Genomic DNA, 24,044 nt, shown 5'->3' on the forward strand with positions numbered 1-24,044 from the left:
CAATGGCGCCGACCCGAACCCGCCCCGCCTCCACAAGCCTCCTGACTCCCGGCGCAGGCATAGGCCTGCGCTCGCCCCACTACGGCAGCTTCCTGGAAACGCGCCCGGTGCTGCCGCTGGTGGAAGTGCACAGCGAGAATTTCTTCGGCGGCGGCCGGCATCTCGACGTGCTCATGCAAGTGCGTCGCGACACGCCGGTGAGTCTGCATGGCATCGGGCTGTCGATCGGCTCCGCCGACCCTTTGAGCGATCGTCACCTCGCGGCATTGCGATCGCTGGTCGATCGCGTCGAGCCGGCGCTCGTCTCCGACCATCTGTGCTGGGGCTCGGTGGGTGGCGTCCACGTCAACGACCTGCTGCCGTTGCCGTACACGCGAGAGGCGCTGGCGCATGTCGCCGCGCGCATCGAACAGGTGCAGGACACGCTCGGCAGGCGCTTGCTCATCGAGAACGTGTCCAGCTACCTGGAGTTCCGCGGCGCCGACATGCCGGAGTGGGCGTTCCTTGCCGAGCTCGTGGGGCGCACGGGTTGTGCGCTGCTGCTGGACGTCAACAACATCCACGTCAGTGCATCCAATCACGGCTTCGATGCGCTGGCCTACCTGGACGCGATCCCGCCCGACGCGGTGATGGAGATGCATCTGGCCGGCTACAGCGTGAACCGCGTGCCCCTCGAGGACGGCGGCGAGATGGAGATCCTCATCGACACCCACAGCCGAGCGGTTGCCGAGCCCGTGTGGTCGCTGTACGAGGAAACACTGCGCCGCATCGGGCCCCGCACCACCATCGTCGAGTGGGACGCCGACCTGCCGCCGTTGCCCGTGCTGCTCGACGAAGCGGCGCATGCCGACAGGCGACTGCATGCCCATGGCCACGCTGCGTGAGCTGCAAGCGGAGATGCTGGAGGCGCTTTTCGAGCGCTCGGACCGGGCCGCCCGCCATGTGGTGCCACGCGGCCTGGCGCCGCAGCGCCGGCTCGACATTTACCGCCACAACCTCTTCGGCAGCCTCACCGATGCGCTGGCGGCTGTGTACCCCACCATCGCGGCGCTGGTCGGAGACGGATTCTTCCGCTTCGCCGCGCATGAGTTCATCGTCGCGCATCCGCCCCGGTCTGGAAACCTGCATGAGTTCGGCGGCGAGTTGCCGGCCTTCATCGAGCGGTTCGAGCCCGCGCGCGAACTGTCGTACCTCGCCGACAGTGCCCGGCTCGACTGGGCGTGGCACGCCGTCTTCCATACCGAGAGCGCACGCGGTGCGGACGCGGCCGCCGTGCTGGCGCAGATCGCCGCGATGCCGGATGACGCACGCCCGGCGTTGCGCCTTCGATGGCAACCGGCGGCGCGGCTCGTGGCGTCGCCTTACCCGATCGTGCGCATCTGGCAGGCACATCAGTCGCCGATGTCGGATGACGACGGACCGCTGGTCGACCTGGACGCCGGTGGCGAATCCGTTCTGGTGGTTCAGCGCGCCGGCGAGGTCGAGCTGGAACTGCTGACGCCTGCCGAGTTTGCGCTGCTCGACGGGCTGTCGCGCGGCGCGCCGTTGGGCAACGCCGTGTCGGCGGCGCTGGCCATCGATGCGGGGTTCGATGTCGCGGGAGCGATCGCCCACCACCTGGCGGTGGGGACGCTGGTTTGCCTGGAAATGCCAGCCGCATGAGTGCCCAGACCACCGACGTGGCTTCGCCGCTTGTCGCTGGCGAGCGTGCGCTGCGCGCCGCCGCGCTGTTCGCCGAAGCGGCGATGCGCACGCTGGCCACGCGCCCTTGCTTTCACGCCGCGTTGTGCGGCGGCGCCGTACTCGGCGCGATGCTGTCAGCGCTTGCTCGGCTGCCGGCCTTCCGGCGACTTGACTGGCGCCATGTGCATCTGTTCGCGGTGGACGACTCGTGGGACGAGACGTCAATCCATGAACTCGCCGCCTGCCCCGTGCCGCGCGATCATGTGCAGCGTCCTCGCAGCGCCGACATTGCTCGCGCCGATGCTGCGCGTCGCTACGAGCAGGCGATCGCGGCGCAGTTCGGCCTGCGCGCAGGCGAGTTGCCGGTCTTCGACTTCGTCCTGCTGGAAGTGGGCGCCGATGGGCGCGTCGCCGGTTTCGTGCAGGAGGAGACCGCCGCGGCCAACGTGACGCGCCTCGTGGTGACCCACCCCCGCGGCGAGCCGCGCGTCGCATTGGCGCTGCCGGTGATCAACGCAGCGCGGACGATGGCGCTCGTGTGCGACCGGCCATGCCCCGCGCTGCTCAATCCGCAAGGTGAGCTTCACCTCCTGTCGCCGAGCACCGCCAGGTCCAGGGGCGCAGCCACTCCGTTCACCGGCCGCGCCTCGCGAAGTTCCTTGCCGCCGACGTAACCCTGCGACAACGCCAGCTCGTAGGCGATTCGCGTGGTGATGGCACGCGTCTTCTCGGCCTTGTTGTGCTTCTCCAGCTTGGCCGCCAGGTTCACGGCGTCGCCGATCACGGTGTATTCGAGGCGCGTGTCGTCACCGATGATGCCGAAGACAACTGGGCCCGTGGCGAGGCCGCCGCCGACATCCGGCGCGACCTGGCCAGCCTGCAAGCGCGCGGCGCGCCATTGATCGACCGCGACGAGGATGGCATCGACGGCACGCAGGGCCCGCGCCGCGTACTGCGGGTCAGGCGCCACGGCGCCGAAGCTCGCGAGGATCCCGTCGCCCATGAACTTGTCGATGCTTCCGCCGTGCCGCTTGATGAGGGGGACGGTGAGCCGCTGGTATTCACCGAGGAGTGCGATCAGCTCGGTGGGTGTGAGCCGCATCGCGGCGTCGGTGAAGCCACGCATGTCGAGGAACAGGATCGCGGCGTCGCGCTGCTCGCCTTGTCCCGCCGTCACGTCGGCCTCGGACCCCGTGATGCGGCGCGCCACCGAGTCGTCGAAGAAGAGCGACAGGTCGGCCACCGCGCGCTGCTGCGCCACGGCGCGTTCGAGCAGGTGTCGGGCGCGCCCGATGGCGAGCGCCAGAATGCCGGTGACCACGACGACGGCCAGGATCTTGTCGAACTCGCCGCCCAGGTGGATCTGGATCGATCTCAGCGAGGTCACGTAGTCCCAGGTGATCGGGTTGTCGGGAGCATGTTGCACGGCGAAAGCGACGAGCAGGGACCAGCCGATGGCCGCGGTCAGGCCCGAGACCACCACCCACGCCGGCTCGAAGCGCAGCGACCGCAAGCCGATCAGGATGAAGACATAGACGAACTGCGTGCTCTTCAGCGAGAACTGCGGTGGCTGTTCGTATTGCAGGTGGGTGGCCCAGATGACGAACAGCAGCACGACCATCTCGGCGATGACGCCAACCGCCAGCACCGGCCGACTGAGCTGCCCGGTCCAGGCGGTGTAAAGCCGCACGAGCGCGAGCAGCGCGAAGAACACCAGGCCGAGCGGGACCGCCTCGATCGGTGCGTCGGGCGAGAAGCCGGCCGGTGTCGAGGCGTACAGCGTCGCCAGCAGCACGACCAGCAGCAATTGCACGGCAGTCACCAGCAGCTCGGCGCGGAACTGCTCGCGTTCGAGCTCGCGCTGCACACGCAGCGGCAGGGGAGGACCGGCCGACGCGGGCGCGCCGGTGAACAGCCACGAGCGCAGCCGCATCAGCATGGGTTCACGCGCCGGAGCTCTTCACACGGCCGCCTGCAATGCGCGCGCACGTGCCCGCCGGGAGGCTGATCCACTCGTCGCCCGCGTTGTCGCGCGTGGCGCGGCCGGCGCAGGCGTGCTGGGCCGTGCCGCAATCGTTCTGGCCGGCGCGTGCGACGCCGTAGCAACGCTCGCGCGGGAGATGGAACGTGCTGTCGCTGCCGGGCAGCGCGTGGGTGTAGCGCTGGATCGCAGCGAGCGCGACGAGCACTGCCCCGCCGAGGACGACGGCGTTGGCCACGCGATGCGACCTGGGCGGCGCGTCCTCGGTCATTGCGATGCCTCTCCAGCGCGGTGAACGCCGACCACGTGCTGCGATGCCCACATCGCCGCCGCGATCGACAGGCACATCGTCGCGAACGCCAGCCACGCATAGGGGCGCAACAGCGGCATGCCGATCAGGATCAAGCCGTCGTTGCTGCCCGGAATCAGGAGGCTGCCCCAGGCCATCATCGCGCCGCCCAAGAGACAGCGCATCACGCTGAGCGCGGACACCGGTGTGCTGCGCCAGCGGCCTGCCGTCCACCCGCCCAGCACGGCGCCGACGTAGAGCGCCACCAGGCAGAGCACGCCCAACGCCAGCCGCATCGTCGCGCCGGAAGCCAGCTGCGCCAGCACGTCGGTGTAGGCCCATGCGCCCACCAGCAGAAGAATGATGACGAAGGTGACACCGATCACCGCGGTCGCCGCATGCGGTGACCAGATGCGGGCCGCGAGCCGACGCGCCCGCGCTTGTCCCCGTTCGCTGCAGCCGCCGGGATCAGCCCACACGGTCCACAGGGGCGGCCCGATTCTCCACGCCGCAAAGCCGGTGAACAGGAGCGCCACCCAGCCGGCCGCCTCCAGCACGGGCGAGCCTTCGGCCAGTTGCTGCGTCGCCGGCGTCCTGAAGAACACGCCGAGCGTCAGGCAGCCGACATAGAAGCCGACCGGCGTGGCGGCATAGTTCCATTCGCCCGAGCCGAATCGCGCGATCGCGCCGAACACGCAGGCCTTGTTGACCCAGGCGCCGAGCCCGAGCAGCGCGCCGCCGATGAAGGTCCACGCGCTCACTGCATAGGCCGACGGCGTGGCGGGAAGCGCACCGATCACGCTCGACAGCGCCAACCCTCCGGCCACCCACAGCGAGGCCTCGCCCATGGCAAGGAGGCGGTTCGCCCTGCGCTTGGCCAGCATTTCGTCGACGGCAGCGACGGTGCAGGTGGCACCCCGCTGGATGGCGAAGCCCATGACGCCGGCGCACAGCACCGAGACGAGCACTGCCGCGCTGATCAGCATGAGGTCCTGCATGGCCTGGACCTCATGCCGCCGCGCGGATCGCCGGCTGTCCGACGATGCCGTTGTGGAACTTGCAGACCTCCAGGATCGCGTCGTTGTTGTTGATCATCGACGTCTGCGGCCTGATGTAGCCGCTCGCGATGTCGAAAACCCAGCCGTGGATGAACGGATGGCCGCCGCGCGCCCAGGCGTCCTGGATGATGTTGGTCTTGCCGAGGTTGTAGACCTGCTCGACGACGTTGAGCTCCACCAGTCGGTCGAAGCGTGCGTGCTCATCCAGGGTCGCGAGCTGCGGCCAGAAGTAGTCCTGCGTGTCTTTCAGCGTGCGCAGCCAGTTGTCGATGAGACCGTGGTGTGCGTGCCCCATGGCCGCCTTCACGCCGCCGCAGCCATAGTGCCCGCAGACGATGACGTGCTTCACCTGGAGCACGTCCACCGCGTACTGCAGCACCGACAGCAGGTTCATGTCGGTCTGCACGACGAGGTTGGCGATGTTGCGATGGACGAACATGTCGCCCTCGCGCGTGCCGGTGATGCGATCGGGCGGCACGCGAGAGTCCGAGCAGCCGATCCACAGGAACTCCGGATGCTGGCCTTGCGCCAGCTTGTCGAAGTACGCCGGGTCGAGTCGCAGCTGCTCGGCGACGAAGGCCTTGTTGTTGGCCAGCAGCTCTTCGATGCGCGCGATCATGATGTTTTCAGAGGAACTCGCCCCGGATGTCGACGCTGGAGCGCTGACCGATGTCGCCGAAATGGCTCGCCAGCCAGCGATCGGCATGCGCCCGGCCCTTGTCGCGCAGGTGGGTGAGGAAGGTCCAGTCCGAGTTCAGCTTGCTCGACACGCCGTGGTGCACCATCTCCTCGTCCGCGCGGATCGAATGAATGAGCATCTGCTTCGCCTCGTCCTGCGACAGCTTGCCGCGCTCGATCAGCGAGGTGACGAAGGCGATGGCCCGCATCTCGCGCATCAGCGATGAATTGAAGCTCACCTCGTTGAGCCGGTTCAGGATCTCGGCCGCCGTGCGCGGACATCCGCGGCGCACGATGGGGTTGAGGTGCACGATCACGACGTCGCGCGAATCGCAGTGGTAGATGAGCGGGTAGATCGCCGGGTTGCCGACGTAGCCACCGTCCCAGTAGAACTCGCCGTCGATCTCGACCGCCTGGAACATGAACGGCAGGCACGCCGAGGCGAGAACCGCGTCGGCGGTGATGTCGCTGCATTGAAAGATGCGGACCTTGCAGGTTTCCACGTTGGTCGCCGCCAGGAAGAGCTTGATCGCCGAATGCTCGCGCATCGCCGCGAAGTCGACGTGGCGTTCCAGCACGTCGCGCAACGGGTTGAAGTTCCACGGGTTGAGCTGGTACGGCGAGAACAGCCGCGTGGCCATGTCCATCAGGAAGTAGCCGGGCGAATGGTCGAGCGAGAAGTCGCCCAGGTGCGCTGCCCACGGCATCGCCCTGTACGGGCTGTATCGCGACCCGGCCTCGGAAACCGCCCGCCAGAAGTTGGCGAGCGACTCGCGCGCGCCGTCGCGGCCGCCCTGCGTCCAACCGTACGCGAGCACCGCCGCATTCATCGCGCCGGCGCTGGTGGCGCTGATGCCCTCGAAGGCAATGCGGCCATCCTCGATGAGCCGATCCAGCACACCCCACGCGAACGCGCCGTGCGCGCCGCCGCCTTGCAGGGCGAGGTTGATCGTCTTGATCTTGCTGTCGGCAGTGCCGGCGCGCGGCTTGCGCGTCTTGACGGACATGTCCATGGGGTTGTCTCGTGTGTGGTGTGTGGCTTCGTCGCAGGCGCTGCGAGGGCATTACAACGATCAGTGCTGTGTCCAGCCGCCGTCCATCGTGATGGCGGCGGCCGTCATGGAGGCCCCTGCGTCGGACGCCAGGAACACCGCCAGCGCGGCCAGCTCCTCGACCTTGACGAACTCCTTGCGCGCCTGGTGCACGAGCATCACGTCGCGCACCACGTCTTCCGGCTTGATGCCATGCGCCTTCGCCTGGTCGGCGATCTGCTTCTCGACCAAAGGGGTTTTCACATAACCCGGGCAGATCGTGTTGCAGGTGATGCCGAACTCCGCCAGCTCGATGCCGACCGTCTTGCCCAGGCCGACCATGCCGTGCTTGGCCGCGACGTACGCCGACTTGAACGGCGATGCAGTGAGGCCGTGCGCGGAGGCCACGTTGACGATGCGGCCCCATCGCCGCTGCTTCATCCCGGGCACGACGGCCTTGATCAGGTGGAATGCCGACGACAGGTTGATCGCCAGCACCGAGTCCCATTTCTCGTCGGGAAACTGCTCGACGGGCGCCACATGCTGGATGCCGGCGTTGTTGACGACGATGTCCACCTTGCCGAAGCGCGCCGTCGCCAGCTCGGCCATGGCGCGGATCTGATCGGGCCGGCCCATGTCGGCGCCGGAGTACAGCACCTGCACGCCGAACTCGCGCTGCAGCTCGCTGCGGGTGGATTCGATCTCGTCGAGGTTGCCGAACCCGTTGAGCAGCACGTCGGCCCCTTGCTCGGCGAAGGCGCGTGCGATGCCGAGGCCGATGCCGCTGGTCGAGCCGGTGACGATGGCGGATTTCTGCTTGAGTTGCATGACGATGTCCTTCAAGGGGTGGGGCGGGCCGCGGAGAACGGAGTGGATCGCTGCGGCGCGTCGGCCTCGTCGGTACGGGTGAAGCGCAGGTGCGTGATGTCGGCAGGGAAGAACATGCTCCAGGTCCACTCGACGAAGATGCGGACCTTGCGGCCGAGCGTGGGCATCTGCAGCAGGTAGTGGGCGCGCCACAGCATCCACGCCGGCAGGCCGGTGAGCCGAAGCCCGAACACCTGCGCCACGCCCTTGAGGTGGCCGGTGGTCGCCATCATTCCCCTGGACACATGGCGGAAAGGCTCGGTGGGCCGGCGCTCGATGGCCGCGACGATGTTGCGCGCCAGCGCACGCGCCTGCGCCACCGCGAACTGCGCGGTCGGCGGGGCGAACTGCCCGGTCGCGGCGTTGCGCACCCATGCACAGTCGCCGACGGCCCAGACGTTCGTGACGCCGCTCACCGACATGTCAGGTCTCGTCTCGATGCGGCCGCGCCGGGTCGGCAACGCGAGCCCTTCGGCGAGGGGATTCGGCCGGGTGCCAATGGTGCAGATCACGGTCGATCCGGGAATGAATTCGCCACTGGAGAGCGTCACGCCGTCGGGGTCCACGCGCGCGGCGCGCGCCTTCAGCCGCACCGCGATGCGGCGCGATTGCAGCGAGCGCGCCGCGGCCAGGCCGAGCGACTCCGGCAGCTCGAGCAGCAGGCGGTCGGCGTCCTGCAGCACCGTCACCTTGAGCTCGTGCGGCTGCACCCGCGGGTAGTAGCGGATGGCGCTGCGGAGGAAGTCGCCGATGCCGCCCGCGACCTCGACACCCGAGAAGCCGCCGCCGATGACGATGAAGTGACCCAGGCGCTGCCGTTCGACGGGATCGCGCTCCAGCTCGATGCGCGCCACCCGCTGCAGCACGCGGTTGCGGATGTGCATCGCATCGCCCACCAGCTTCAGCGGCATCGCGTTGTGCGCGAGGCCCGGCACGAGGTCGACGTTGGCGCGTGTGCCGAAGGCGAACACCAGGTGCTCGTAGTCGATCGCGTGCACACCGGCCAGCGTGCGCGCCTCCAGACGCCGGCGCTCGAAGTCGACGCGCAGCACGCGGCCCATGATGAACTGGCTGCCGGCCTCTGCGGCGGTGTCCAGCATCTGGCGGATCGGAGCGACGACGTGCTCGGGGAACACCGCCGCGCCGACGACCTCCGCCAGCATCGGGTTGAATGTCGTGTAGCTCTCCTCGCTCACGAGCACGACACGATGGCCGTCGGGCAGCCGGCGCTGCAGCGACCTGGCGAGCGTCGTGCCGGCGAAGCCGCCGCCGACGATGACGATGTTCTTGGTCCGGACGGAGATGGTCATCTCAGTTCCCCATGGTGGGCGACACGCCCCTCTGCGCATGAAACAAGCGCATCCAGCGGCTGCCGCGGATCCGGCTTTGCCGGGCCGTTGGCGGCGCCCCTGGAAGGGGAGCGCCGAAGGCGCTTCGGGGGTGGTCTTTCACTTCAGTGGCGGCCGAGAAAGCGGCGACCGATCAGGTGGTCCAGCGACAGCGCGCCGGGACCGTGCAGCAGCGTGACCAGCAGGAGAAGGCCCCACATCTGGTGATCGCGCAGACCCACCTCGCCGATCTCCGGATAGGAGATCACGGCGACGATGTTCAAGACGAATAGCGCCAGGGCCGACAGGCGAGTGCCCAGGCCCAGTACCAGCAGGACGGGGAAGACCAGTTCGACGGTCGTTGCAAGCAGCGCCGCGATCTCGGGAGACAGCAGCGGCACGGCGTACTCGTTCTCGAACAGCGCCAACGTGCCGGACCAGCTCGCGATCTTGGTGAGGCCGGCCTTGAAGAACACCATCGCGACGAAGACGCGGATGACGAGATCGACCAGCGGCGAGAGCTGGTCGAGCCTGTGCACCACGCTCTGCGCGAGTGCGAGGCCGCGCTGGCGCAAGCCACGACGCGGGGCGGACGAGAACGGGGAGTGGCTTGCGACCTGCACGGCGATGCTCCTGGCGTGAGGGATCAGCTGGTCTTCTTCACCGCAGCGGCGCCGCCGTGCTGGTTTTCGGGCTTGTCGGTCACCTTGCCGCCGGCGATCTTGGCGCAGGTGCCCTTGGGCACCGTGATCCAGGCCTCGGCGTCGCGGTCGGTCTTGATCGTGCCGGCACAGGCTCCCTTGCTCGTGCCGCAGTCGTTCTGCCCGGCCTTCACGATGCCGGCGCACTTCTCGGTGTCGCCCTTGGCGGCCAGCGCGCTGGCGGCAGCGGAGGACAGGCCCAGCGCGACGAGGCCGGCCAGGGCGTTGTGGATCATGGTCTTGGTGGGTTGCATGTCGGTGCTCCTTGAGGAGGGTTGAGGGAATCGGTACTTGGACTTTGGCTGGGCGGCGTCACGTGACGCTTACCGAAGATTCACGTTTCGGTCACATCGGCGGCTCAGAACGAGCGCTCGAACAGGTACACCGTGAAGCGCGAGGCGTCATCCATCCACAACGCCAGCGGTGTCCAGCCGGCGCGCTTGGCGAGCGCCTGGAACTTGATGGGACCGAATTTGTACGAGCTCTCGGTGTGGATCGATTCGCCGCGTGCAAAGCGGAATTCGTGACCCAGCACCTGCACGCGCTGCGCATGGCGGCTCACCAGGTGCATCTCCACCCGCTGCCGCACGGCGTCGTAGCGCGCCTCGTGGCGAAACCCCACGTCGTCGAAGGTCCCGGCGAGTTCGCGGTTGATGCGCCACAGCAGGTTGTGGTTGAAGGCGGCCGTCACGCCGCGGCTGTCGTCATAGGCGGGCAGCAGCAGCCTGGGGTCCTGCGTCGCGTCGGCGCCGACCGCGAGCAGGGCGTCCGGACCGAGCATGCGCGCAAACTTTCCGAGCAGGTCCACGGCTTCCTCCGGCCCGCAGTTGCCGACCGTCGATCCGGGAAAGAAGCCCAGGCGACGCCCGGCCGACTTCATGCCCGGCAGCCTCTTCAGCTTGTGGAAGTCGGCCACGAGCGGATTCATCCTGATGTGCGGAAACCGGCCTTGCAGCCCCACCACCGACTCCAGCAGAACCTGAGCCGAGATGTCGATGGGCACATATGCCGCCGGTGACTCCAGTGCCGACAGCAGCAGCGGCGTCTTGCGGCTCGAGCCGCTGCCGAACTCGACCAGCGTCGCCTGCGGCCCGGCGAAGTGAGCCATCAGCGACGCCGAGCGTTCGAGGATCCGAACTTCGGCGCGCGTCGGGTAGTACTCGGGCAGCAGGGTGATGTCCTCGAACAGCTCCGCGCCGCGATGGTCGTAGAGCCAGGTGCACGGCACCTGCTTCTGCGGCTGGCTGAGGCCGAACAGCACGTCGCGGCCAAACGCGGTGTCCGCGGTGTCGAGGAGGGCATGGGTGGATTGCAACGAGATCATGGTCAGTCCTTCGCAGGCTCTGGATCGGGCGGCACGAGGCGCCGGCTCAGTGAGGCGCGCGGATGGTCGACGTGATGGCGTCGACGACGTGCGACGCCATGCGGGACTGATCACATCTCGTGCTCGTCCATCTGCATCTGGTTCGGGAACAGGTCGACCGAGATCAGCACGGCTGTCGTGCTGCCGGTGTTCTTCCACCAGTGCGAGGTGCCGTTCTTCTCGGGCGCGACATCGCCCGCCCGGTGCACGATCGGCACGGCGCAGCTGCTGGCGTACTCGACCACTTCTCCGGAGACGATGTAGATCATTGCGGGCCGCTCGTTGTGGCTGTGCCAGGGAACGATTCCGCCCGGCTTCATCTGCAGCTCGCGCAGGCGGAACGTGCGGCCCTTCAGCGCGAGCGGCTCCTTCGACAGGTCGGTCATCGCACGCACGACATCGGTCACGTCCTTCGGTGCGGTCGGGCCCGGCATCTGGCCCTGGCCGTCGGCGACGCGCTTGTCGGCGGGGCATTCGCCCGCGACTGCCACCGTCGCGACGAACGAGAGCGCGCCGATCGCGGCGATGGCGGTGGTGAGCGCGACACGGCGCAGCGCATGACGGGCGGCGATGGGGTGTTGACGCGAAGCTTGCATGGGAATCTCCAGAAAGGTTGGTCCGAGGTGGAAGGCAACCCGGGTGCTTCTCGGGCTGCCTTGCAAGCAACTTTGGACGCCGCGGTTCACGGCCACGTGGAGCGAGGTTCACGTTTCCATCACGACCTGGTGCGGCTTCTCCGTAGTAGCCGCAAGTGGCTGCGCAACGGCACGCATTGGAGCGGCGCGGGTCGCTGCCTATGCTTGGGACCAAGCCGGAGGAGCACGATGAACCGACGCATCCTGGTGATCGAAGACAACGCCGACATCGGCCGCCTGCTCGAGCTGCATCTGGCGGCCATCCACTGCGATGTGCGCTGGGTGGCCGACGGCATCGCGGGGCTCGAGGAGGCGCAGCGTTCGCACCACGACCTCGTGGTACTCGACCTGATGCTTCCGGGTCTCGACGGCCTCGAGATTTGCCGGCGACTGCGCGGCCGCGAGCCGCACGTGCCGATCCTCATGCTCACCGCCAAGTCTTCGGAGCTCGATCGCGTGCTCGGCCTGGAGCTGGGGGCCGACGACTATCTCACCAAGCCGTTCTCGGTCGCCGAGTTCGTGGCGCGCGTGAAGGCATTGCTGCGCCGCATGGCCAGCCTGAAGGCCAGGCCGCAGGAGCAGAACGAGCCGATTCGAATCGGCGACCTGACGATCGATGTCGACCGTCGGGAGGTGCGTGCCGGCGACGTGCCGGTCGAGCTCACGGCCAAGGAGTTCGACCTGCTGGCGCATTTCGCGCGCAGCCCGGGGCGGGTGCTGTCGCGCGCCCAGCTGCTCGAGCACGTCTGGGGCTACAGCCACAGCGGCTACGAGCACACCGTCAACACGCACATCAACCGTCTGCGCGCCAAGATCGAGCGCGACCCGAACCAGCCGCAGTACATCCAGACCGTGTGGGGCGTGGGTTATCGCTGCCGCGACTTTCGCGACGCGCCCGCGCAGCGCGCATGATGCTCGGCACGTTGTCGGGCCGGCTGGCCCTGATGATGGCGGCGATGTTCCTCGTCATCGGTGGGCTGGTCGCGGGCATCTCCCAACGCATGCCCGAGCTGCGCCAGCTCGTGGAACTGGGCGCCGAGCTGGTGGTGGCGGCGATTGCCTTCGCGCTGGGGGCCGCGTTGCTGGTGTTCAACCTGCTGACCCGCAGGCTGCATCTGCTTGTCGAGGAGATCGAAGCCTTCCGCGCCAGCCGTTTCACCCGGCCGCGCCACCTCGACTGGTCGTGCGTCGACGGCGACGAGATCGACCGGCTGGCATTCGCGTTCGGAGAGCTGTCGAACCACATCGCGCGGCAGATCGCGGAGCTGGAGCGCCTCGACAGCCAGCGGCGCGAGCTGCTCGCGAACGTGTCGCATGACCTGCGGACGCCGCTCACGCTGATGCAGGGCTATCTCGAAACGATGCTGCTGCGGCGCGGCGAGCTGTCGCCGGCCGAGGAGCGCAGCTGTCTCGAGGTGGCGGCGCGCCATGCCGAGCGGCTGGGGCGGCTCGTGGCGGACCTGTTCGAGCTGACCAAGCTCGACGGGCAGACCGGTCGCATCCAGGCCGAACCCTTCTCGCTCACCGAGCTGGCGCAGGACATCGCACAGAAGTTCGCCTTGCACGCGAATGCGCAGCGGATACGCGTGGACCTCGACCTGGATGCGCACACGCCGCCGGTGGTGGGAGACATCGGAATGATCGAGCGGGCACTGGAGAACCTGGTCGAGAACGCTCTGCGCCACACCCCGGGCGGCGGCCACGTGACGATCGAGGTGGAGCCGGGCTCCACGCGGGCACAGGTGCGCGTTCGGGACACCGGGTGCGGCATCTCGCGCGAGAACCTGCCCCATGTGTTCGACCGCTACTTCCAGGCGCCGCGGGTGGAGCTGATGGCGTGCGGCGAGTCGGCCGGCGACGCCATGGTCGCCGCGACGGCACGACACCATGCGGGCCTGGGATTGGCCATCACGCGCCGGATCGTGGAGTTGCATGGCGGTGAGATCGACGTCCGCAGCACGCTTGGGGTCGGCACCGCTTTCGGCTTCGACCTTCCGCTGGCAACAACGAGGGAGTCGCCGTGAATATCCGTTGGAAGCTCATCCTGCCGGCTGTCCTGACGCTGCTCGGCGCCGTCGCGCTGGCCTTGTGGCCCACGACGCCGCATGCCGGCCTGACGGCAGGGCTTGCGCTCGCTGCCGCAATCGCCTTGGGAGGGCAATGGGTTGCCAACGAGCGCTGGGTGCTCGGCGCGCTGCGGGCCATCCGCGCGACGCTGGCCGGCCAGCCGCCGCCGCGGGTGCATGCGGCGGAGTGGCGCGAGGTCGTTGCCGGAATCGCCGGCCTGCAGGCCGCGGCACGGCAGGAGCAGAGCGCGCTCGACCAGGCGATCACCCAGTCGCGGCGTGCGCAAGAGGCGCTGCAGGCCAGCGAGGAACGTTATGGGCTTGCCGTCCGCGGCGCGCTCGACGGCCTATGGGAATGGGACCTGGGGGCTAAGCGCCTGCTGCTGTCACCGCGCTGGCGACACATGCTCGGGCTGGGTGACACCAGCGACTCCATGAGCCTGGACGAATGGCGCGAACGCCTTCATCCGCAGGAATGTGGCGATGCGATCGCAGCGCTCGAGTCGCACATCGCGGGACACACCGAGCGCTTCGAGCATGAGCATCGGGTGATGCATGCCGACGGGCGCTACCGCTGGGTGCTGTCGCGCGGCACCGTCCTGAGGCGTGCCAGCGGTGTTCCGTACCGCGTGGTCGGCCTGGACACCGACATCACCAAGCTGAAGCGGGTCGAGGGCATCATCGAGGCCATCGCCGACGGCACGGCGGGCCATTGCGGCGAACCGTTCTTCCACGCCCTCGTCCAGCACTTCGCGCGCGCCCTGCACCTCGAGTGCGCATTCATCACCGAGTGCGTCAATCGGCCACCCACCCGCGCTCGCACCTTGGCCTTCTGGCGCGGTGGCAACTTCGACGCGAACTTCGAGTACGACCTGGAGGGCACGCCCTGCGAGCGGGTGATGCGCGAGGGCCGGACGATCTTCCATCCGAGCGGGCTCGGCGACATGTTCCCGTGTGAAGTCGGCCAGGAGAGCTACCTGGGGTTGCCCATCTTCGCGCGGGACGGCATGGTCATCGGCCATCTCGCCTTCGTCGATCGCGAGCCGATGCCGTCGGACATCGTCATCGAATCGGTCTACCGCATCTTCACGGCCCGCGCCGCCGCCGAGATCGAGCTCTCGCGGGCGCTGCAGCGGCTGAGGTCCGTCAGCGCACCGGCCTTGGCTGTCGCGTGAGGCTGCCGCACCATGCCAGCAGCGGAGCAAGTCGACCGGCCTGCGCCGGCGGTCCGGGCGGAGCGCGGCAGCGCCGCCCTGGGCCATCGGCAGCGTCTGCCGCATGTCCGAGGAGACAAGCCATGACAGCTTTCAACATCGTTCGCTTCCGCGTCAAGCCAGGCCGTGAGGATGCCTTCGTCGAGGCGCACCGTCGGGCCGACATCACGTTCAAGGGCTTTCGCCGTGGTGCGCTCGTCAAGACCGGCGAGCGCACCTACTGCATGGTCGGCGAATGGGACTCGTTCGACAGTCTCGCTGCGGCGCGGCCCCAGATGATTGCCGTGCTCGACACCGTCCGCGACGACCTGGAGGACCTTGGCGGTGGCTTGGGGGTGACGGATCCGGTGTCCGGCGAGACCGTGGTCGAACTGAAGCAGTGAGACCGAGACGTCCGATGACACGTTGACGAAAACGTGATCTCGCTGCGATGGCGGCGGGAGCTGTGCCAGCCAGACTTCATCGGTCCGTGCCTGGTATGGCGCCCCGGCGGGTGGCGGACGCAGATGAATTCGGGGTCCATTCATCGATGGAGAAACGACATGTGGATGAAGACTGTTGCAACGTCGCTGGTTCTTGGCGCGGCGCTGGCGGGCGCGCAAGCTCCGGCTCGCGCTGTCGAGGCGATGCAGGACGACTGGGCCTTCATGATGAGCACCAAGGGCATGGACAAGAACCATGACGGCATGGTGTCGAAGAAGGAGTTCCTCGACATGATGGCCAAGGCCTACGACATGAAGGCCCGACAGATGAAGGCCGACAAGATGGGAATGACGGACGCCGCGTTCAAGGAATTCCTGAAGTCGCTGTACACCGGCGGCTGACACTTCGCGGGGCCGGCGGCCCCATGAGGTGCCAATCCTTCTCTTCGAGGAGTCGCACGGATGAGGAAGCTGGTCCTTGTCGCCTCGCATGTCGTGGTTGCCGCACTCGGGTTCGCCCTCGGCGTGTACATGCTTCCTCTCCTGATCGCGCCGCCTGCGCCTTCGCGCGCCGAGGTTGCCAGGCAGGCGGCCTCGGCCTCCTACACCGGAACGTTTCGCCGCGGCCTCAGGGACAGTGACGCGCTGCACTGGGGCGAAGGAACCGTCTCCATCGGCGCCAAGAGCATCACGCTCGATGGTGAGCTTGCACCCGGGCCGGACTACAAGCTCTATCTCTCGCCGGAGTTCGTCGAAACGGAGGCCGACTTCAACCGCCTGAAGCCCAGCATGGCGCGCGTGGGCGACATCAAGACGTTCAGGAACTTCGTCGTCTCCGTTCCGGAGTCGGTCGATCCGGCACGCTACAACTCGGTCGTCGTGTGGTGCGAGACCTTCGGCCAGTTCATCACGGCGGCCAGGTACAAGTAGGTTCCATCGGCCGGGGCCGCACGCCGCCGCCCCGTCTTGACCACAAGCGCAGCGATCCTTGACTGGGCCTGTCTTCGCCTCCCATCCGGCTTGACCGCCGCGGCGTCGTCCGACGCTAATGCGAGGAGGGGCAAACGCCCCGCATGTCAGCAACATCCGGCCAGGAGCCGAAGGTCCATGAAACACGCACTCTCTCGCCGCGACGTCGTCGCCGGCCTCGTCGGCTGCGCCGCATCCGCGGCATCGCCGTCACTGCGCGCACAGCCGGCAGGCGTCGCACGCATCGTCATCGGGTCCGGTCCCGGTTCGGCGATCGACACGCTGGCCCGCCGCGTGGCCGAGAAGCTGCAGCCGGCCTATGCCGCGACGGTCATCGTCGAGAACAAGACCGGTGCCAGCGGGCAGCTCGCCGTGGGCGCGGTGAAGACCGCGCCGCCAGACGGACTGACGCTGCTGCTGGTGCCGACGCCGTACATGGCCATCTATCCGCACACGTATCGCAGCCTTCCGTACAAGCCGGAAAGCGACTTCATCGCGGTGTCGCTGGCCGCGACGCTGAATCTCGGCTTCGCGGTGGGGCCGCTCGTGCCCGAACGCGTGAAGAGCCTGCGCGACTTTGCCGCGTGGTGTCGCGAGAACCCGTCGAAAGCCCACTTCGGTTCGCCCGCCGCGGGCTCGACGCCTCATTTCACCGGGGTGATGCTGGCCCGCGCCGGCAACTTCTCGCTCGAGCATGTGGCTTACCGGGGTCCCACACCGGCCGTGCTCGACCTTGTGGGCGGGCAGATCGCGGCGGCTTGCGTACCCGTGGGTGATCTCACGTCTTTCGCGGCGTCCGGCAAGTGCCGCCTGCTGGGCACGAGCGGCGCGACACGCAACCGGTTCGCACCCGACGTGGCCACCTTCGTCGAACAGGGGTTCAAGGACCTGATCGTCGAGGACTGGTTCGGCTTCTTCCTGCCGGCCCGCACGCCGGCCGCTCACGTGGCGAAGGCGTCGGCCGCCATCCGGGCGGCCCTGGCGTTCGCGGAGCTTCAGCAGGCGATGGAGCAGAGTGGCGTGCAGGTGCAGGGGTCCACGCCCGAGGCCTTCGCCAGGCAGGTCGCGACCGACACCCTGCGCTGGGGTCCTGTGGTCAAGGCCATCGGATTCACCGCCGAGAGTTGAGGCGATTGCCGCCATCGCAGCGAAATGCGATGGCAGTCAATTCCGGCGGCTCATCCAGCACAGCGCCGCGACCGCACGCTCCCTAGCATCCATCTCGCACTCGTCGCAGTGCCGTCGGGCCGAGTCCGGCTCGACGACGAAACCGAATGGAGACGGATTTGCTGCGTACCCCTCTTGTTGTCGCGCTTCTCGGCGTCGGCGCGGCCGCCCAGGCCCAGAACGTGACCCTCTACGGCATCATGGACGTCGGGGTCGAGCACCTCACCCACGTCAACGCGCAGGGCGACTCGTTGACGCGCATGCCGAACCTGACGGGCACCGTTCCATCACGCATCGGCGTGCGCGGCACCGAGGATCTCGGCGGCGGCTGGCAGGCGCTGTTCAACCTCGAGAGCGGCATCGCGCTCAAGTCGGGCGGCCTGAACAACGGCGGCCGCATGTGGGGGCGTGCGGCCTACGTCGGCGCCGCGGGACCGTTCGGCCGCCTCACGCTCGGCAGGCAGGTCAACATGACGGTCCTCGCCGTGTCGTCCCATGTGATGGGACCGGCGCTGTATTCGTTCGCCTCGCACGACCCGTACATCCCCAACGCGATCAGCGACAACGCCCTCGGCTATCTGGGTACCTTCAGCGGCGTGACGGTGGGCGCGACCTACAGCCTCGGGCGCGACACGGCATCGATCGGCGGACCGGCGGCGACGAGCTGCCCCGGCGAAGCAGCGGACAGCCGCCAATGCCGGCAGTGGACCGCGCTGCTGAAGTACGACGCGCCGTCATTCGGCGTGGCCGCGAGCCATGACGTGATGCACGGCGGGCCGGGTGCCGCGTTCGGCATGACGAGCAGCGATCACACCGACGAGCGCACGGTGGTCAGCGCCTGGCGCCGTGTCGGCGGCGTCAAGGTCAGCGGCGGGGTGCTCCATCGCAAGCGCGACAACGTCGCGCGGTTGGTGTCGAACCTCGTCTATGCGGGCGCGAGCGTTCCGGTCACCGCGGCGTTGACCGCCGACATGGAGCTGTCGAAGCTGGACGTGAGATCGAGCCCGAACGACAGCACGATGGTGGTGCTGCGTGGCGTGTATGCGCTGTCCAAGCGCACCGCGATCTATGCGATGGCGGGGCACCTGCGCAACGAGGAAGGTGCGGCGGTGTCCCTGAGTGCGGGCGGCACGGTGGGCGTCGGCATGAGCCAGTCCGGCGTGATGGCCGGAATCCGGCACACGTTCTGAGGCAACGATCGCTCTCCCGCTGGCGCGAGCGGGAGAGGGTGGGGGCCGGCGTCGCGCTCACTGCCGTGCTTCATCACGCCGGGCCTGGTGACCCGGCCCCTGAACTCAGATCGGTTGAGCGAGCACGCGCAGCGACTCCTCCACGAGCTGCGTCTGCTCCTCGATCGGTGCGCGGCGCTGCTCGCGCCGCCCGATCTCCAGCGAGTTCTCGACCACCAGGCGGCATCGCTCGTAGCGCCGCGCCATGAAGCCGGCGAAAGCCTGCTCGACAGTGGCCGCCTTCTGAAGCGCTTCGCCGAGGACCAGCGCGTCCTCGACCGCCATGCCGGCGCCGGAGGCCAGCTGCGGCGTGGTCGGGTGCGCGGCATCGCCGATCAGCAGCGTGCGGCCCAGGTGCCAGGGCGGGGGCAACAGGAAGCCCTCCAACGGCCGCAGCACGATGCCCGTGCCGGGCACCTTGCGGTGCAGGATGCCGTCGAGGACCCCGCCGTACCCTTCGAGCAGCCGGCCCAGCTCGCTCGACAGCGCGTCGTCGCTCAGGACGGGCCGCCGCGGCGTGGTCTCGAGCAGGAACATGTACATCTGGTCCGCCGACACCGGCGTCAGGCCGACCTTGACAGGTCCGCCCAGGAAGAAGTGCCGGCGGTCGATGTCGGGCGGCCGGTGCGCGACGATGCGCCACACGCACTGGCCGGTGTACTGCGGCTGGGGCGCCGTGGGGAAGAGCAGGCGCCGCACGCGCGAGAACACGCCGTCGGCGCCGATCACGACGTCGTAGCGCGCTTCGGTGCCGTCCGAGAAGGCCGCTGCGACGCCGTCAGCGTCGGATGCCAGGCGGTCGACGGTGAGCCCCAGGCGCACATCGACCTGCGCCTCCAGCGTGCGGCGTGACAGGATGCCGTGCAGCAGCGGCCGCATGATGCCGCCGCAGCCCGGCACGCCGCCATCGGCAACGGGCGTGGGAACGGTGCCCAGCCGGCGCCCGCTGCGGTCGCACACCTGGATGCCGTCGCCCGTGTACGCCTGAGCGGCCACCTCCTCGAGGATGCCGAGGGCCTTGAAGGCCCGCAGCGTCGCGCCGGTGATCGTGATGCCGGCGCCGTAGACGCGCCAGTGCGGGTCGAGATCGATGAGGTCCACGCGCGCGCCGAGGCGTCGCAAGGTGATCGCGGCGGACATCCCGCCGATGCCGCCGCCGACGACGAGCGCCTTCTGAATCGTTGCCATGAATGGGTTCGCAGTGAATTGAAGGGCCCTAGCCGCGCGAGTCGCCGTAGATCTGGCGCGCCACCGCCGCGCTCGCCGTCCCGCGTCCGCTGCGCCGGGCGATGTCGGCCACGTTGGCCACCAGATCGGCGTTGCGGGCGGCCAGGGTGCCGTCGGGGAGATGCAGGTTGTTTTCGAAGCCGACGCGTGCATGGCCGCCCAGTCCGATCGCGGCGGCCATGCACAGCGCCTCGGATGGACCGAATGCACACAGGCTCCAGGGCCACTCGGGCGGCCACTCCTGCAAGAACGGCAGGAGCTGCGACGGCGCCGACTGCTGGCCCGCCGTGTAGCGACCCAGCACGAACAGGGCGTTGGGCGCGGCATGCGGCACGATGCCCGCGCGGACCCACGAGACCAGCCGGCGCGCTTCGTCGGCGTCGTACACGATGTACTGCAGCGCGACGCCCTCGCGCTGCGCCCATTCGAAGAACCATGCCGCCTTCGACACCGCGGACTCGTGGGGCACGAGCTCACGCAGCGCGACCGATGCGGCCTCGGGACGCAGCTCATGCAGGAGCGCTATCTGCTGTTGCGGTGAATAGCGCCCCACCGACTCGGTCGTCACCTGGATCAGCAGGCGGTCTGCGACCGCGCTGCGGATCTCCGCCATCGCGTCGCGGTATCGCCGGGCATCGAGCGAATGGCCGCCGTCGGCATCGCGCACATGGAGATGGATGACGCTGGCACCGGCGTCGGCGCAGGCGGCCGCTTCGACCGCGATCTCGTGGGGCCGCATCGGCAATGCAGGATGGTCGCCGTGTGTGCGGCGCGCGCCGTTGGGCGCGACGCACACGACGACCGGGCCGCCGCCCCGATTCGAAGTGTTTGGAGAACTCATGCGAAGCAAGCCTGCGTGACGCGCCGCCGGTCGTCAACGGCGCAGCGCGACGAGCGCGTGCAGGTCCAACAGATGCAGCAGGCTCGATCAACGCGGTGTCGCGTGCCGCGAGGGTGGGCCATGCCGTTGCCGAGGACCGCACGCGCAGTCAAGAGCAGATGCACGCACGGTCCATCGCGCTGCGACAGGCCTGCCTACGATCGACGCACATCGACACGGCATGCCCTCCATGAACCCCGACACCCTCGTCAGCGGACGACCCAAGACACTGGCCGAAGCCAAGGCCTGGATGCGCCAGCGGCTTGCCGCGCGCATCCATCCCATGAACGCACTGCCGCTCGATGAAGGCCCGGCGTGGATCGACGGCGTCCCGGGTCTCGACGGGGAGTCGTGGGGAGGCTACTGGGGCGCACTCGGCGACATCGCGGCGGCGCAGGCAAGCGCCGCCGAGCGCGCCGGCGATGCTGCGCGCGCCTCGGGCCTGTACCAGAAGGCGAGCGGACTCTATTTCATGGGGCGCTTTCCGTGTCCGAATCAACCGGCCAAGCAGCGATGCGCCCAGGCCGAGCGCGAGACCTACCTCGCGGCCAGCCGCCATTGGGCGCAGGCCATCCATCGGCAGGCCGTTCCGTTCGCGGGGCGCGAAGGCGAGGGCGGCGAGGTGGTGCTGCTGGTCAGGCGCCCGCCGATCCCGGCGAAGCCGCCGGTCGTGCTGATGTGGGGCGGCGTCGATGCCTGCAAGGAGCAGATGACCGCCGCGAGCGACGCGCTGCTAAAGCTCGGCATCGCCACGGTGGCGATGGACAACGCGGGCACGGGCGAGTCGCCCGTGCGCGGCGTCCCGGATGCCGAACGGCAGTTCATTGCGGCGATGGACTGGATCGCCGCACAGGCAGACTTCGACGGCGCGCGCATCGGCCTGCTCGGCCGCTCGTTCGGCGGCTACTGGGCGACCAAGCTGGCGCATCTGGTGCCGCAGCGCATCGCAGGGGCCGTGAACTGGGGCGGCGGCGCGCACCACATGTTCCAGCCGGAATGGGTCGAGGCCTCGCGCCATCCGGACAGCTACCTGATGGACCTGGTGGAGACGCGCAGCCGTATGCTGGGTGCACGCGACGACGCGGAGTATGTCGAGTTCTTCACGCGCCTGTCGCTGCTCGACCAGGGGCTGCTCGATCGCTCGTGCGCGCCGCTGCTGCTCGTCAACGGCAAGGAGGACAAGCAGTGCCCGGTGGCCGACATTCACCTGCTCATCGAGCGCGGGTCGCCGAAGACGGTGCGCTTGTTCCCGGGCGGGCACATGGGACTCACGCCGCAGACGCTGCCGACGATCGTCCAGTGGCTCGCCCGCCAGGTGCAGGGGGAGGGCGTGAGGTGACGCAGAAGAACTGGCGCCAGGACATGCCGACCCCGGACGCCTACTGGATGAACAAGGTGCTGTACGAAATGCACCATCTGGCAAGCCACCTCGAGCGCTACCGCGCGGATCCGGACAAGTACATGAAGGACATCCCGCTGCCGGCGCCCCTCAAGGTTGCCATCCGCGACAACGACATCGGTGCGATGTACCTGGCGGGCGTGAACCCGTACCTGCTGCGCGCCCACTGCCTGGGCCTGCACATTGCGGAGACGGAGTTCCTTCGTTCGCTTCGGGCCGCGGGGGAGGCGGGCCATGGCTGAACTCGTGGGGGTGTTCGCGGCGAGCCACACGCCGGTGATGCTGAACTTCCCCGACGCGATTCCCGATGCGGATCGCGCCGCCATTTTCGGCGCCTTCAGGGACCTGGGCGACGAGTTGCGGCGGGCGGAGCCGCAAAGCGTGATCGTGGTGTCGGACGATCACCTGCACAACTTCTTCCTCGACAACTTCCCGGCCTTCTGCATCGGGGCGGCCGCCGACTATGCAACGCCGGTCGAGCACTGGCTGAAGGCCGAGAAGCAGACCCTGCGGGGCGACGGCGATCTCGGGGCGCACCTGCTGGGCGAGGCATTGCGCAATGGCTTCGATCCGTCGTTCTCGATGGAGCTGACGCTGGACCATGGCGTGCTCACGCCGCTGCATCTGGCCGGGATCGCCGGCGCCGTTCGCGTGGTTCCGCTGCTCGTCAACTGCGTGCAGCCGCCGCTGCCCACGATGGAGCGTTCGCTGCGGTGGGGGCAGTTCCTGCGGCGGGCGATTGCGTCCTTCGGCGGCTGTGAACGGGTCGCGATCCTCGCCACCGGCGGCATCAGCCATGACATCGCCACGCCGCGCATGGGCGCGGTCAACGAGACCTTCGACCGCGAGTTCATGCGTCTGCTGGCCGCGGGCGACGACGCCCAGCTCGTGCGCTACGCCAGCGATCACGTCGACGAGGCGGGCAACGGCGCGGAGGAGATCCGCACCTGGCTGGTCGCGCACGGCGCTGCGGCCGGCGCTGCCTTCGAGCCGATCTACTACAAGGCAGTGTCCAACTGGTACACGGGCATCGGGCTCGGTCGGTGGCGCCCGAGGCCCGGCGCATGAACGACAAGGGCCTGGCGTTTCACGTCGAGGGTCCGGCGGATGCGCCGCCCCTCGTGCTGCTGCACCCCATCGCCACGCACAGCGAGATCTGGCGGCCGCAGACGGCGGCGTGGTCCACCGCGTTCAGGCTGGTGCGCATCGATCTGCCGGGCCATGGCGCGAGCGCCGTGCCGGACAAGCCGCTGACCCTGGCCGACTACGCCGACCAGGTGTGCGAGGTGCTCGACGAGCTGAGGCTCGAGCGCGCGGCCGTCGTCGGGCTCTCGCTGGGCGGAATGGTCGCGCAGGCGATGGCGCTGTCGCACGCGCGACGGGTCCGGGCCTTGGTCCTTGCGCATACCTCGGACAAGACGGAGCCCGCCGTTCACGAGATCTGGGAGCGACGCTTCGAGCAGTTCGAGCGATGCGGGATCGAAGCGCAGGTGGAACCCACGCTGGAGCGCTGGTTCACGCGGGCGTTCGTGCGCGCGTGTCCGATGGCCGTGAATTGGGTGGCGGGCCAGATCCGCGCCACCTCGGCCGCGGGGTACGCGACCGCGATCCGCGCCATCCAGCGACTGGACCATCGCGACCGCCTCGCACGGATCACGCTGCCGGTGCTGGTCGTGGCGGGCGATTCCGATACCGCCGTGCCGCCGGCGGCGGCGTCTGCCATGGCGGATCGCATCCCCGGCGCGGAACTCCTGATGCTGAAGGACGCCGGTCACCTGGGCAATGTGCAGCAGCCCCTCGTCTTCACCGAGGCGGTGGGACGGTTCCTTGGAGCCGCGCTGTAGGCGCGGCATCGAC

Annotated in this window: 28 protein-coding genes; 15 read left to right on the forward strand and 13 right to left on the reverse strand. The window is 68.6% G+C overall.

Annotated features, from left to right (window positions below; genetic code table 11):
- Positions 1-2: 2 nt before the first annotated feature.
- From P7V53_RS08765 to P7V53_RS08775, 3 genes are read left to right on the forward strand one after another with little or no spacing between them, the layout of a single operon-like run.
- A complete protein-coding gene (locus tag P7V53_RS08765) occupies positions 3-884 on the forward strand; it encodes a DUF692 domain-containing protein (protein WP_280155102.1) in 882 nt (293 codons plus the stop codon).
- The gene (locus P7V53_RS08770; RefSeq protein WP_280155103.1) at positions 868-1,662 is read left to right on the forward strand and encodes a DNA-binding domain-containing protein; all 795 of its coding nucleotides are present in this window, start codon (positions 868-870) and stop codon (positions 1,660-1,662) included. The genes P7V53_RS08765 and P7V53_RS08770 overlap by 17 nt, the downstream gene beginning before the upstream one ends.
- A complete protein-coding gene (locus tag P7V53_RS08775) occupies positions 1,659-2,357 on the forward strand; it encodes a 6-phosphogluconolactonase (RefSeq protein WP_280155104.1) in 699 nt (232 codons plus the stop codon). Before P7V53_RS08770 ends, P7V53_RS08775 begins: the two co-directional genes overlap by 4 nt.
- On the opposite strand, the gene P7V53_RS08780 is transcribed toward P7V53_RS08775, so the two are convergent.
- From P7V53_RS08780 to P7V53_RS08830, 11 genes are all read right to left on the reverse strand, one after another.
- On the reverse strand, positions 2,267-3,622 hold the full coding sequence (locus P7V53_RS08780) for an adenylate/guanylate cyclase domain-containing protein (protein ID WP_280155105.1): 1,356 nt from the start codon (positions 3,620-3,622) through the stop codon (positions 2,267-2,269). The genes P7V53_RS08775 and P7V53_RS08780 overlap by 91 nt on opposite strands.
- A gap of 4 nt (positions 3,623-3,626) precedes the next feature.
- Complete coding sequence (locus P7V53_RS08785; RefSeq protein ID WP_280155106.1) at positions 3,627-3,935, reverse strand: DUF2282 domain-containing protein; 309 nt, start codon at positions 3,933-3,935, stop codon at positions 3,627-3,629.
- Complete coding sequence (locus P7V53_RS08790; RefSeq protein ID WP_280155107.1) at positions 3,932-4,951, reverse strand: YeeE/YedE thiosulfate transporter family protein; 1,020 nt, start codon at positions 4,949-4,951, stop codon at positions 3,932-3,934. Before P7V53_RS08790 ends, P7V53_RS08785 begins: the two co-directional genes overlap by 4 nt.
- Before the next feature lie 10 nt (positions 4,952-4,961).
- Entirely contained in the window at positions 4,962-5,630 is a 669-nt protein-coding gene (can, locus tag P7V53_RS08795; RefSeq protein WP_280155108.1) for a carbonate dehydratase, read from the reverse strand.
- 7 nt (positions 5,631-5,637) lie between these two features.
- Positions 5,638-6,696: a patatin-like phospholipase family protein gene (locus P7V53_RS08800; protein WP_280156467.1), complete on the reverse strand. Its 1,059-nt coding sequence runs from the start codon at positions 6,694-6,696 to the stop codon at positions 5,638-5,640.
- A gap of 66 nt (positions 6,697-6,762) precedes the next feature.
- On the reverse strand, positions 6,763-7,548 hold the full coding sequence (locus tag P7V53_RS08805; RefSeq protein WP_280155109.1) for a 3-hydroxybutyrate dehydrogenase: 786 nt from the start codon (positions 7,546-7,548) through the stop codon (positions 6,763-6,765).
- Positions 7,549-7,559: 11 nt separating this feature from the next.
- Complete coding sequence (locus P7V53_RS08810) at positions 7,560-8,897, reverse strand: NAD(P)/FAD-dependent oxidoreductase (RefSeq protein WP_280155110.1); 1,338 nt, start codon at positions 8,895-8,897, stop codon at positions 7,560-7,562.
- A 143-nt stretch (positions 8,898-9,040) separates the two neighbouring features.
- On the reverse strand, positions 9,041-9,538 hold the full coding sequence (locus P7V53_RS08815; RefSeq protein WP_280155111.1) for a DoxX family protein: 498 nt from the start codon (positions 9,536-9,538) through the stop codon (positions 9,041-9,043).
- 23 nt (positions 9,539-9,561) lie between these two features.
- Positions 9,562-9,870 carry a DUF2282 domain-containing protein gene (locus P7V53_RS08820; protein WP_280155112.1) on the reverse strand — a complete coding sequence of 103 codons (309 nt, stop codon included), beginning with the start codon at positions 9,868-9,870 and terminating at the stop codon, positions 9,562-9,564.
- Between the two features lie 104 nt (positions 9,871-9,974).
- Positions 9,975-10,940 (reverse strand): L-histidine N(alpha)-methyltransferase, encoded by a 966-nt coding sequence (gene egtD / locus P7V53_RS08825; protein ID WP_280155113.1) that lies wholly within the window; start codon positions 10,938-10,940, stop codon positions 9,975-9,977.
- A 110-nt stretch (positions 10,941-11,050) separates the two neighbouring features.
- The gene (locus P7V53_RS08830; RefSeq protein ID WP_280155114.1) at positions 11,051-11,575 is read right to left on the reverse strand and encodes a cupin domain-containing protein; all 525 of its coding nucleotides are present in this window, start codon (positions 11,573-11,575) and stop codon (positions 11,051-11,053) included.
- Between the two features lie 228 nt (positions 11,576-11,803).
- On the opposite strand from P7V53_RS08830, the gene P7V53_RS08835 reads away from it, so the two are divergent.
- The 8 genes from P7V53_RS08835 to P7V53_RS08870 all read left to right on the forward strand — a co-directional run bounded on the left by P7V53_RS08835 (position 11,804) and on the right by P7V53_RS08870 (position 18,642).
- Entirely contained in the window at positions 11,804-12,526 is a 723-nt protein-coding gene (locus tag P7V53_RS08835; protein ID WP_280155115.1) for a response regulator transcription factor, read from the forward strand.
- On the forward strand, positions 12,523-13,638 hold the full coding sequence (locus tag P7V53_RS08840; protein WP_280155116.1) for an ATP-binding protein: 1,116 nt from the start codon (positions 12,523-12,525) through the stop codon (positions 13,636-13,638). The genes P7V53_RS08835 and P7V53_RS08840 overlap by 4 nt, the downstream gene beginning before the upstream one ends.
- Positions 13,635-14,855, forward strand: coding sequence for a PAS domain-containing protein (locus tag P7V53_RS08845; protein ID WP_280155117.1), 1,221 nt, complete (start codon positions 13,635-13,637; stop codon positions 14,853-14,855). Before P7V53_RS08840 ends, P7V53_RS08845 begins: the two co-directional genes overlap by 4 nt.
- 122 nt (positions 14,856-14,977) lie before the next feature.
- Positions 14,978-15,277, forward strand: coding sequence for an antibiotic biosynthesis monooxygenase (locus P7V53_RS08850; protein WP_280155118.1), 300 nt, complete (start codon positions 14,978-14,980; stop codon positions 15,275-15,277).
- A 165-nt stretch (positions 15,278-15,442) separates the two neighbouring features.
- Entirely contained in the window at positions 15,443-15,718 is a 276-nt protein-coding gene (locus P7V53_RS08855; RefSeq protein WP_280155119.1) for a hypothetical protein, read from the forward strand.
- Between the two features lie 60 nt (positions 15,719-15,778).
- A complete protein-coding gene (locus tag P7V53_RS08860; protein ID WP_280155120.1) occupies positions 15,779-16,246 on the forward strand; it encodes a DM13 domain-containing protein in 468 nt (155 codons plus the stop codon).
- A gap of 177 nt (positions 16,247-16,423) precedes the next feature.
- Positions 16,424-17,413 (forward strand): tripartite tricarboxylate transporter substrate-binding protein, encoded by a 990-nt coding sequence (locus P7V53_RS08865; RefSeq protein ID WP_280155121.1) that lies wholly within the window; start codon positions 16,424-16,426, stop codon positions 17,411-17,413.
- A 158-nt stretch (positions 17,414-17,571) separates the two neighbouring features.
- Complete coding sequence (locus tag P7V53_RS08870) at positions 17,572-18,642, forward strand: porin (RefSeq protein ID WP_280155122.1); 1,071 nt, start codon at positions 17,572-17,574, stop codon at positions 18,640-18,642.
- Positions 18,643-18,747: 105 nt separating this feature from the next.
- Here P7V53_RS08870 and P7V53_RS08875 read toward each other — a convergent pair whose 3' ends face one another.
- Positions 18,748-19,869 (reverse strand): FAD-dependent oxidoreductase, encoded by a 1,122-nt coding sequence (locus tag P7V53_RS08875; protein WP_280155123.1) that lies wholly within the window; start codon positions 19,867-19,869, stop codon positions 18,748-18,750.
- Between the two features lie 28 nt (positions 19,870-19,897).
- Positions 19,898-20,749: a 3-keto-5-aminohexanoate cleavage protein gene (locus tag P7V53_RS08880; RefSeq protein WP_280155124.1), complete on the reverse strand. Its 852-nt coding sequence runs from the start codon at positions 20,747-20,749 to the stop codon at positions 19,898-19,900.
- Positions 20,750-20,978: 229 nt separating this feature from the next.
- Here P7V53_RS08880 and P7V53_RS08885 point away from each other — a divergent pair, with 229 nt between their 5' ends.
- From P7V53_RS08885 to P7V53_RS08900, 4 genes are read left to right on the forward strand one after another with little or no spacing between them, the layout of a single operon-like run.
- Positions 20,979-22,127: an alpha/beta fold hydrolase gene (locus P7V53_RS08885; RefSeq protein ID WP_280155125.1), complete on the forward strand. Its 1,149-nt coding sequence runs from the start codon at positions 20,979-20,981 to the stop codon at positions 22,125-22,127.
- Complete coding sequence (locus P7V53_RS08890; RefSeq protein WP_280155126.1) at positions 22,124-22,429, forward strand: subunit of meta cleavage enzyme; 306 nt, start codon at positions 22,124-22,126, stop codon at positions 22,427-22,429. Before P7V53_RS08885 ends, P7V53_RS08890 begins: the two co-directional genes overlap by 4 nt.
- The gene (locus tag P7V53_RS08895) at positions 22,422-23,255 is read left to right on the forward strand and encodes a 2,3-dihydroxyphenylpropionate 1,2-dioxygenase (protein WP_280155127.1); all 834 of its coding nucleotides are present in this window, start codon (positions 22,422-22,424) and stop codon (positions 23,253-23,255) included. Before P7V53_RS08890 ends, P7V53_RS08895 begins: the two co-directional genes overlap by 8 nt.
- Positions 23,252-24,031 carry an alpha/beta fold hydrolase gene (locus P7V53_RS08900; RefSeq protein WP_280155128.1) on the forward strand — a complete coding sequence of 260 codons (780 nt, stop codon included), beginning with the start codon at positions 23,252-23,254 and terminating at the stop codon, positions 24,029-24,031. The genes P7V53_RS08895 and P7V53_RS08900 overlap by 4 nt, the downstream gene beginning before the upstream one ends.
- Positions 24,032-24,044 lie beyond the last annotated feature (13 nt).

It is taken from the genome of Piscinibacter sp. XHJ-5 (genome assembly GCF_029855045.1).
Classification (GTDB): Bacteria; Pseudomonadota; Gammaproteobacteria; order Burkholderiales; family Burkholderiaceae_C; genus Albitalea.

What these genes read in the sequence shown, in the direction of transcription:
- P7V53_RS08785 (WP_280155106.1), bottom strand. Translation starts at nt 3,935, where the DNA reads ATGACCGAGGACGCGCCGCCCAGGTCGCATCGCGTGGCCAACGCCGTC.
- P7V53_RS08860 (WP_280155120.1), top strand. Translation starts at nt 15,779, where the DNA reads ATGAGGAAGCTGGTCCTTGTCGCCTCGCATGTCGTGGTTGCCGCACTC.
- P7V53_RS08765 (WP_280155102.1), top strand. Translation starts at nt 3, where the DNA reads ATGGCGCCGACCCGAACCCGCCCCGCCTCCACAAGCCTCCTGACTCCC.
- P7V53_RS08780 (WP_280155105.1), bottom strand. Translation starts at nt 3,622, where the DNA reads ATGCTGATGCGGCTGCGCTCGTGGCTGTTCACCGGCGCGCCCGCGTCG.
- P7V53_RS08830 (WP_280155114.1), bottom strand. Translation starts at nt 11,575, where the DNA reads ATGCAAGCTTCGCGTCAACACCCCATCGCCGCCCGTCATGCGCTGCGC.
- P7V53_RS08805 (WP_280155109.1), bottom strand. Translation starts at nt 7,548, where the DNA reads ATGCAACTCAAGCAGAAATCCGCCATCGTCACCGGCTCGACCAGCGGC.
- P7V53_RS08790 (WP_280155107.1), bottom strand. Translation starts at nt 4,951, where the DNA reads ATGCAGGACCTCATGCTGATCAGCGCGGCAGTGCTCGTCTCGGTGCTG.
- P7V53_RS08775 (WP_280155104.1), top strand. Translation starts at nt 1,659, where the DNA reads ATGAGTGCCCAGACCACCGACGTGGCTTCGCCGCTTGTCGCTGGCGAG.
- egtD (WP_280155113.1), bottom strand. Translation starts at nt 10,940, where the DNA reads ATGATCTCGTTGCAATCCACCCATGCCCTCCTCGACACCGCGGACACC.
- P7V53_RS08900 (WP_280155128.1), top strand. Translation starts at nt 23,252, where the DNA reads ATGAACGACAAGGGCCTGGCGTTTCACGTCGAGGGTCCGGCGGATGCG.
- P7V53_RS08865 (WP_280155121.1), top strand. Translation starts at nt 16,424, where the DNA reads ATGAAACACGCACTCTCTCGCCGCGACGTCGTCGCCGGCCTCGTCGGC.
- P7V53_RS08820 (WP_280155112.1), bottom strand. Translation starts at nt 9,870, where the DNA reads ATGCAACCCACCAAGACCATGATCCACAACGCCCTGGCCGGCCTCGTC.
- P7V53_RS08840 (WP_280155116.1), top strand. Translation starts at nt 12,523, where the DNA reads ATGATGCTCGGCACGTTGTCGGGCCGGCTGGCCCTGATGATGGCGGCG.
- P7V53_RS08880 (WP_280155124.1), bottom strand. Translation starts at nt 20,749, where the DNA reads ATGAGTTCTCCAAACACTTCGAATCGGGGCGGCGGCCCGGTCGTCGTG.
- P7V53_RS08850 (WP_280155118.1), top strand. Translation starts at nt 14,978, where the DNA reads ATGACAGCTTTCAACATCGTTCGCTTCCGCGTCAAGCCAGGCCGTGAG.
- P7V53_RS08895 (WP_280155127.1), top strand. Translation starts at nt 22,422, where the DNA reads ATGGCTGAACTCGTGGGGGTGTTCGCGGCGAGCCACACGCCGGTGATG.
- P7V53_RS08875 (WP_280155123.1), bottom strand. Translation starts at nt 19,869, where the DNA reads ATGGCAACGATTCAGAAGGCGCTCGTCGTCGGCGGCGGCATCGGCGGG.
- can (WP_280155108.1), bottom strand. Translation starts at nt 5,630, where the DNA reads ATGATCGCGCGCATCGAAGAGCTGCTGGCCAACAACAAGGCCTTCGTC.
- P7V53_RS08800 (WP_280156467.1), bottom strand. Translation starts at nt 6,696, where the DNA reads ATGTCCGTCAAGACGCGCAAGCCGCGCGCCGGCACTGCCGACAGCAAG.
- P7V53_RS08770 (WP_280155103.1), top strand. Translation starts at nt 868, where the DNA reads ATGGCCACGCTGCGTGAGCTGCAAGCGGAGATGCTGGAGGCGCTTTTC.
- P7V53_RS08810 (WP_280155110.1), bottom strand. Translation starts at nt 8,897, where the DNA reads ATGACCATCTCCGTCCGGACCAAGAACATCGTCATCGTCGGCGGCGGC.
- P7V53_RS08885 (WP_280155125.1), top strand. Translation starts at nt 20,979, where the DNA reads ATGAACCCCGACACCCTCGTCAGCGGACGACCCAAGACACTGGCCGAA.
- P7V53_RS08855 (WP_280155119.1), top strand. Translation starts at nt 15,443, where the DNA reads ATGAAGACTGTTGCAACGTCGCTGGTTCTTGGCGCGGCGCTGGCGGGC.
- P7V53_RS08835 (WP_280155115.1), top strand. Translation starts at nt 11,804, where the DNA reads ATGAACCGACGCATCCTGGTGATCGAAGACAACGCCGACATCGGCCGC.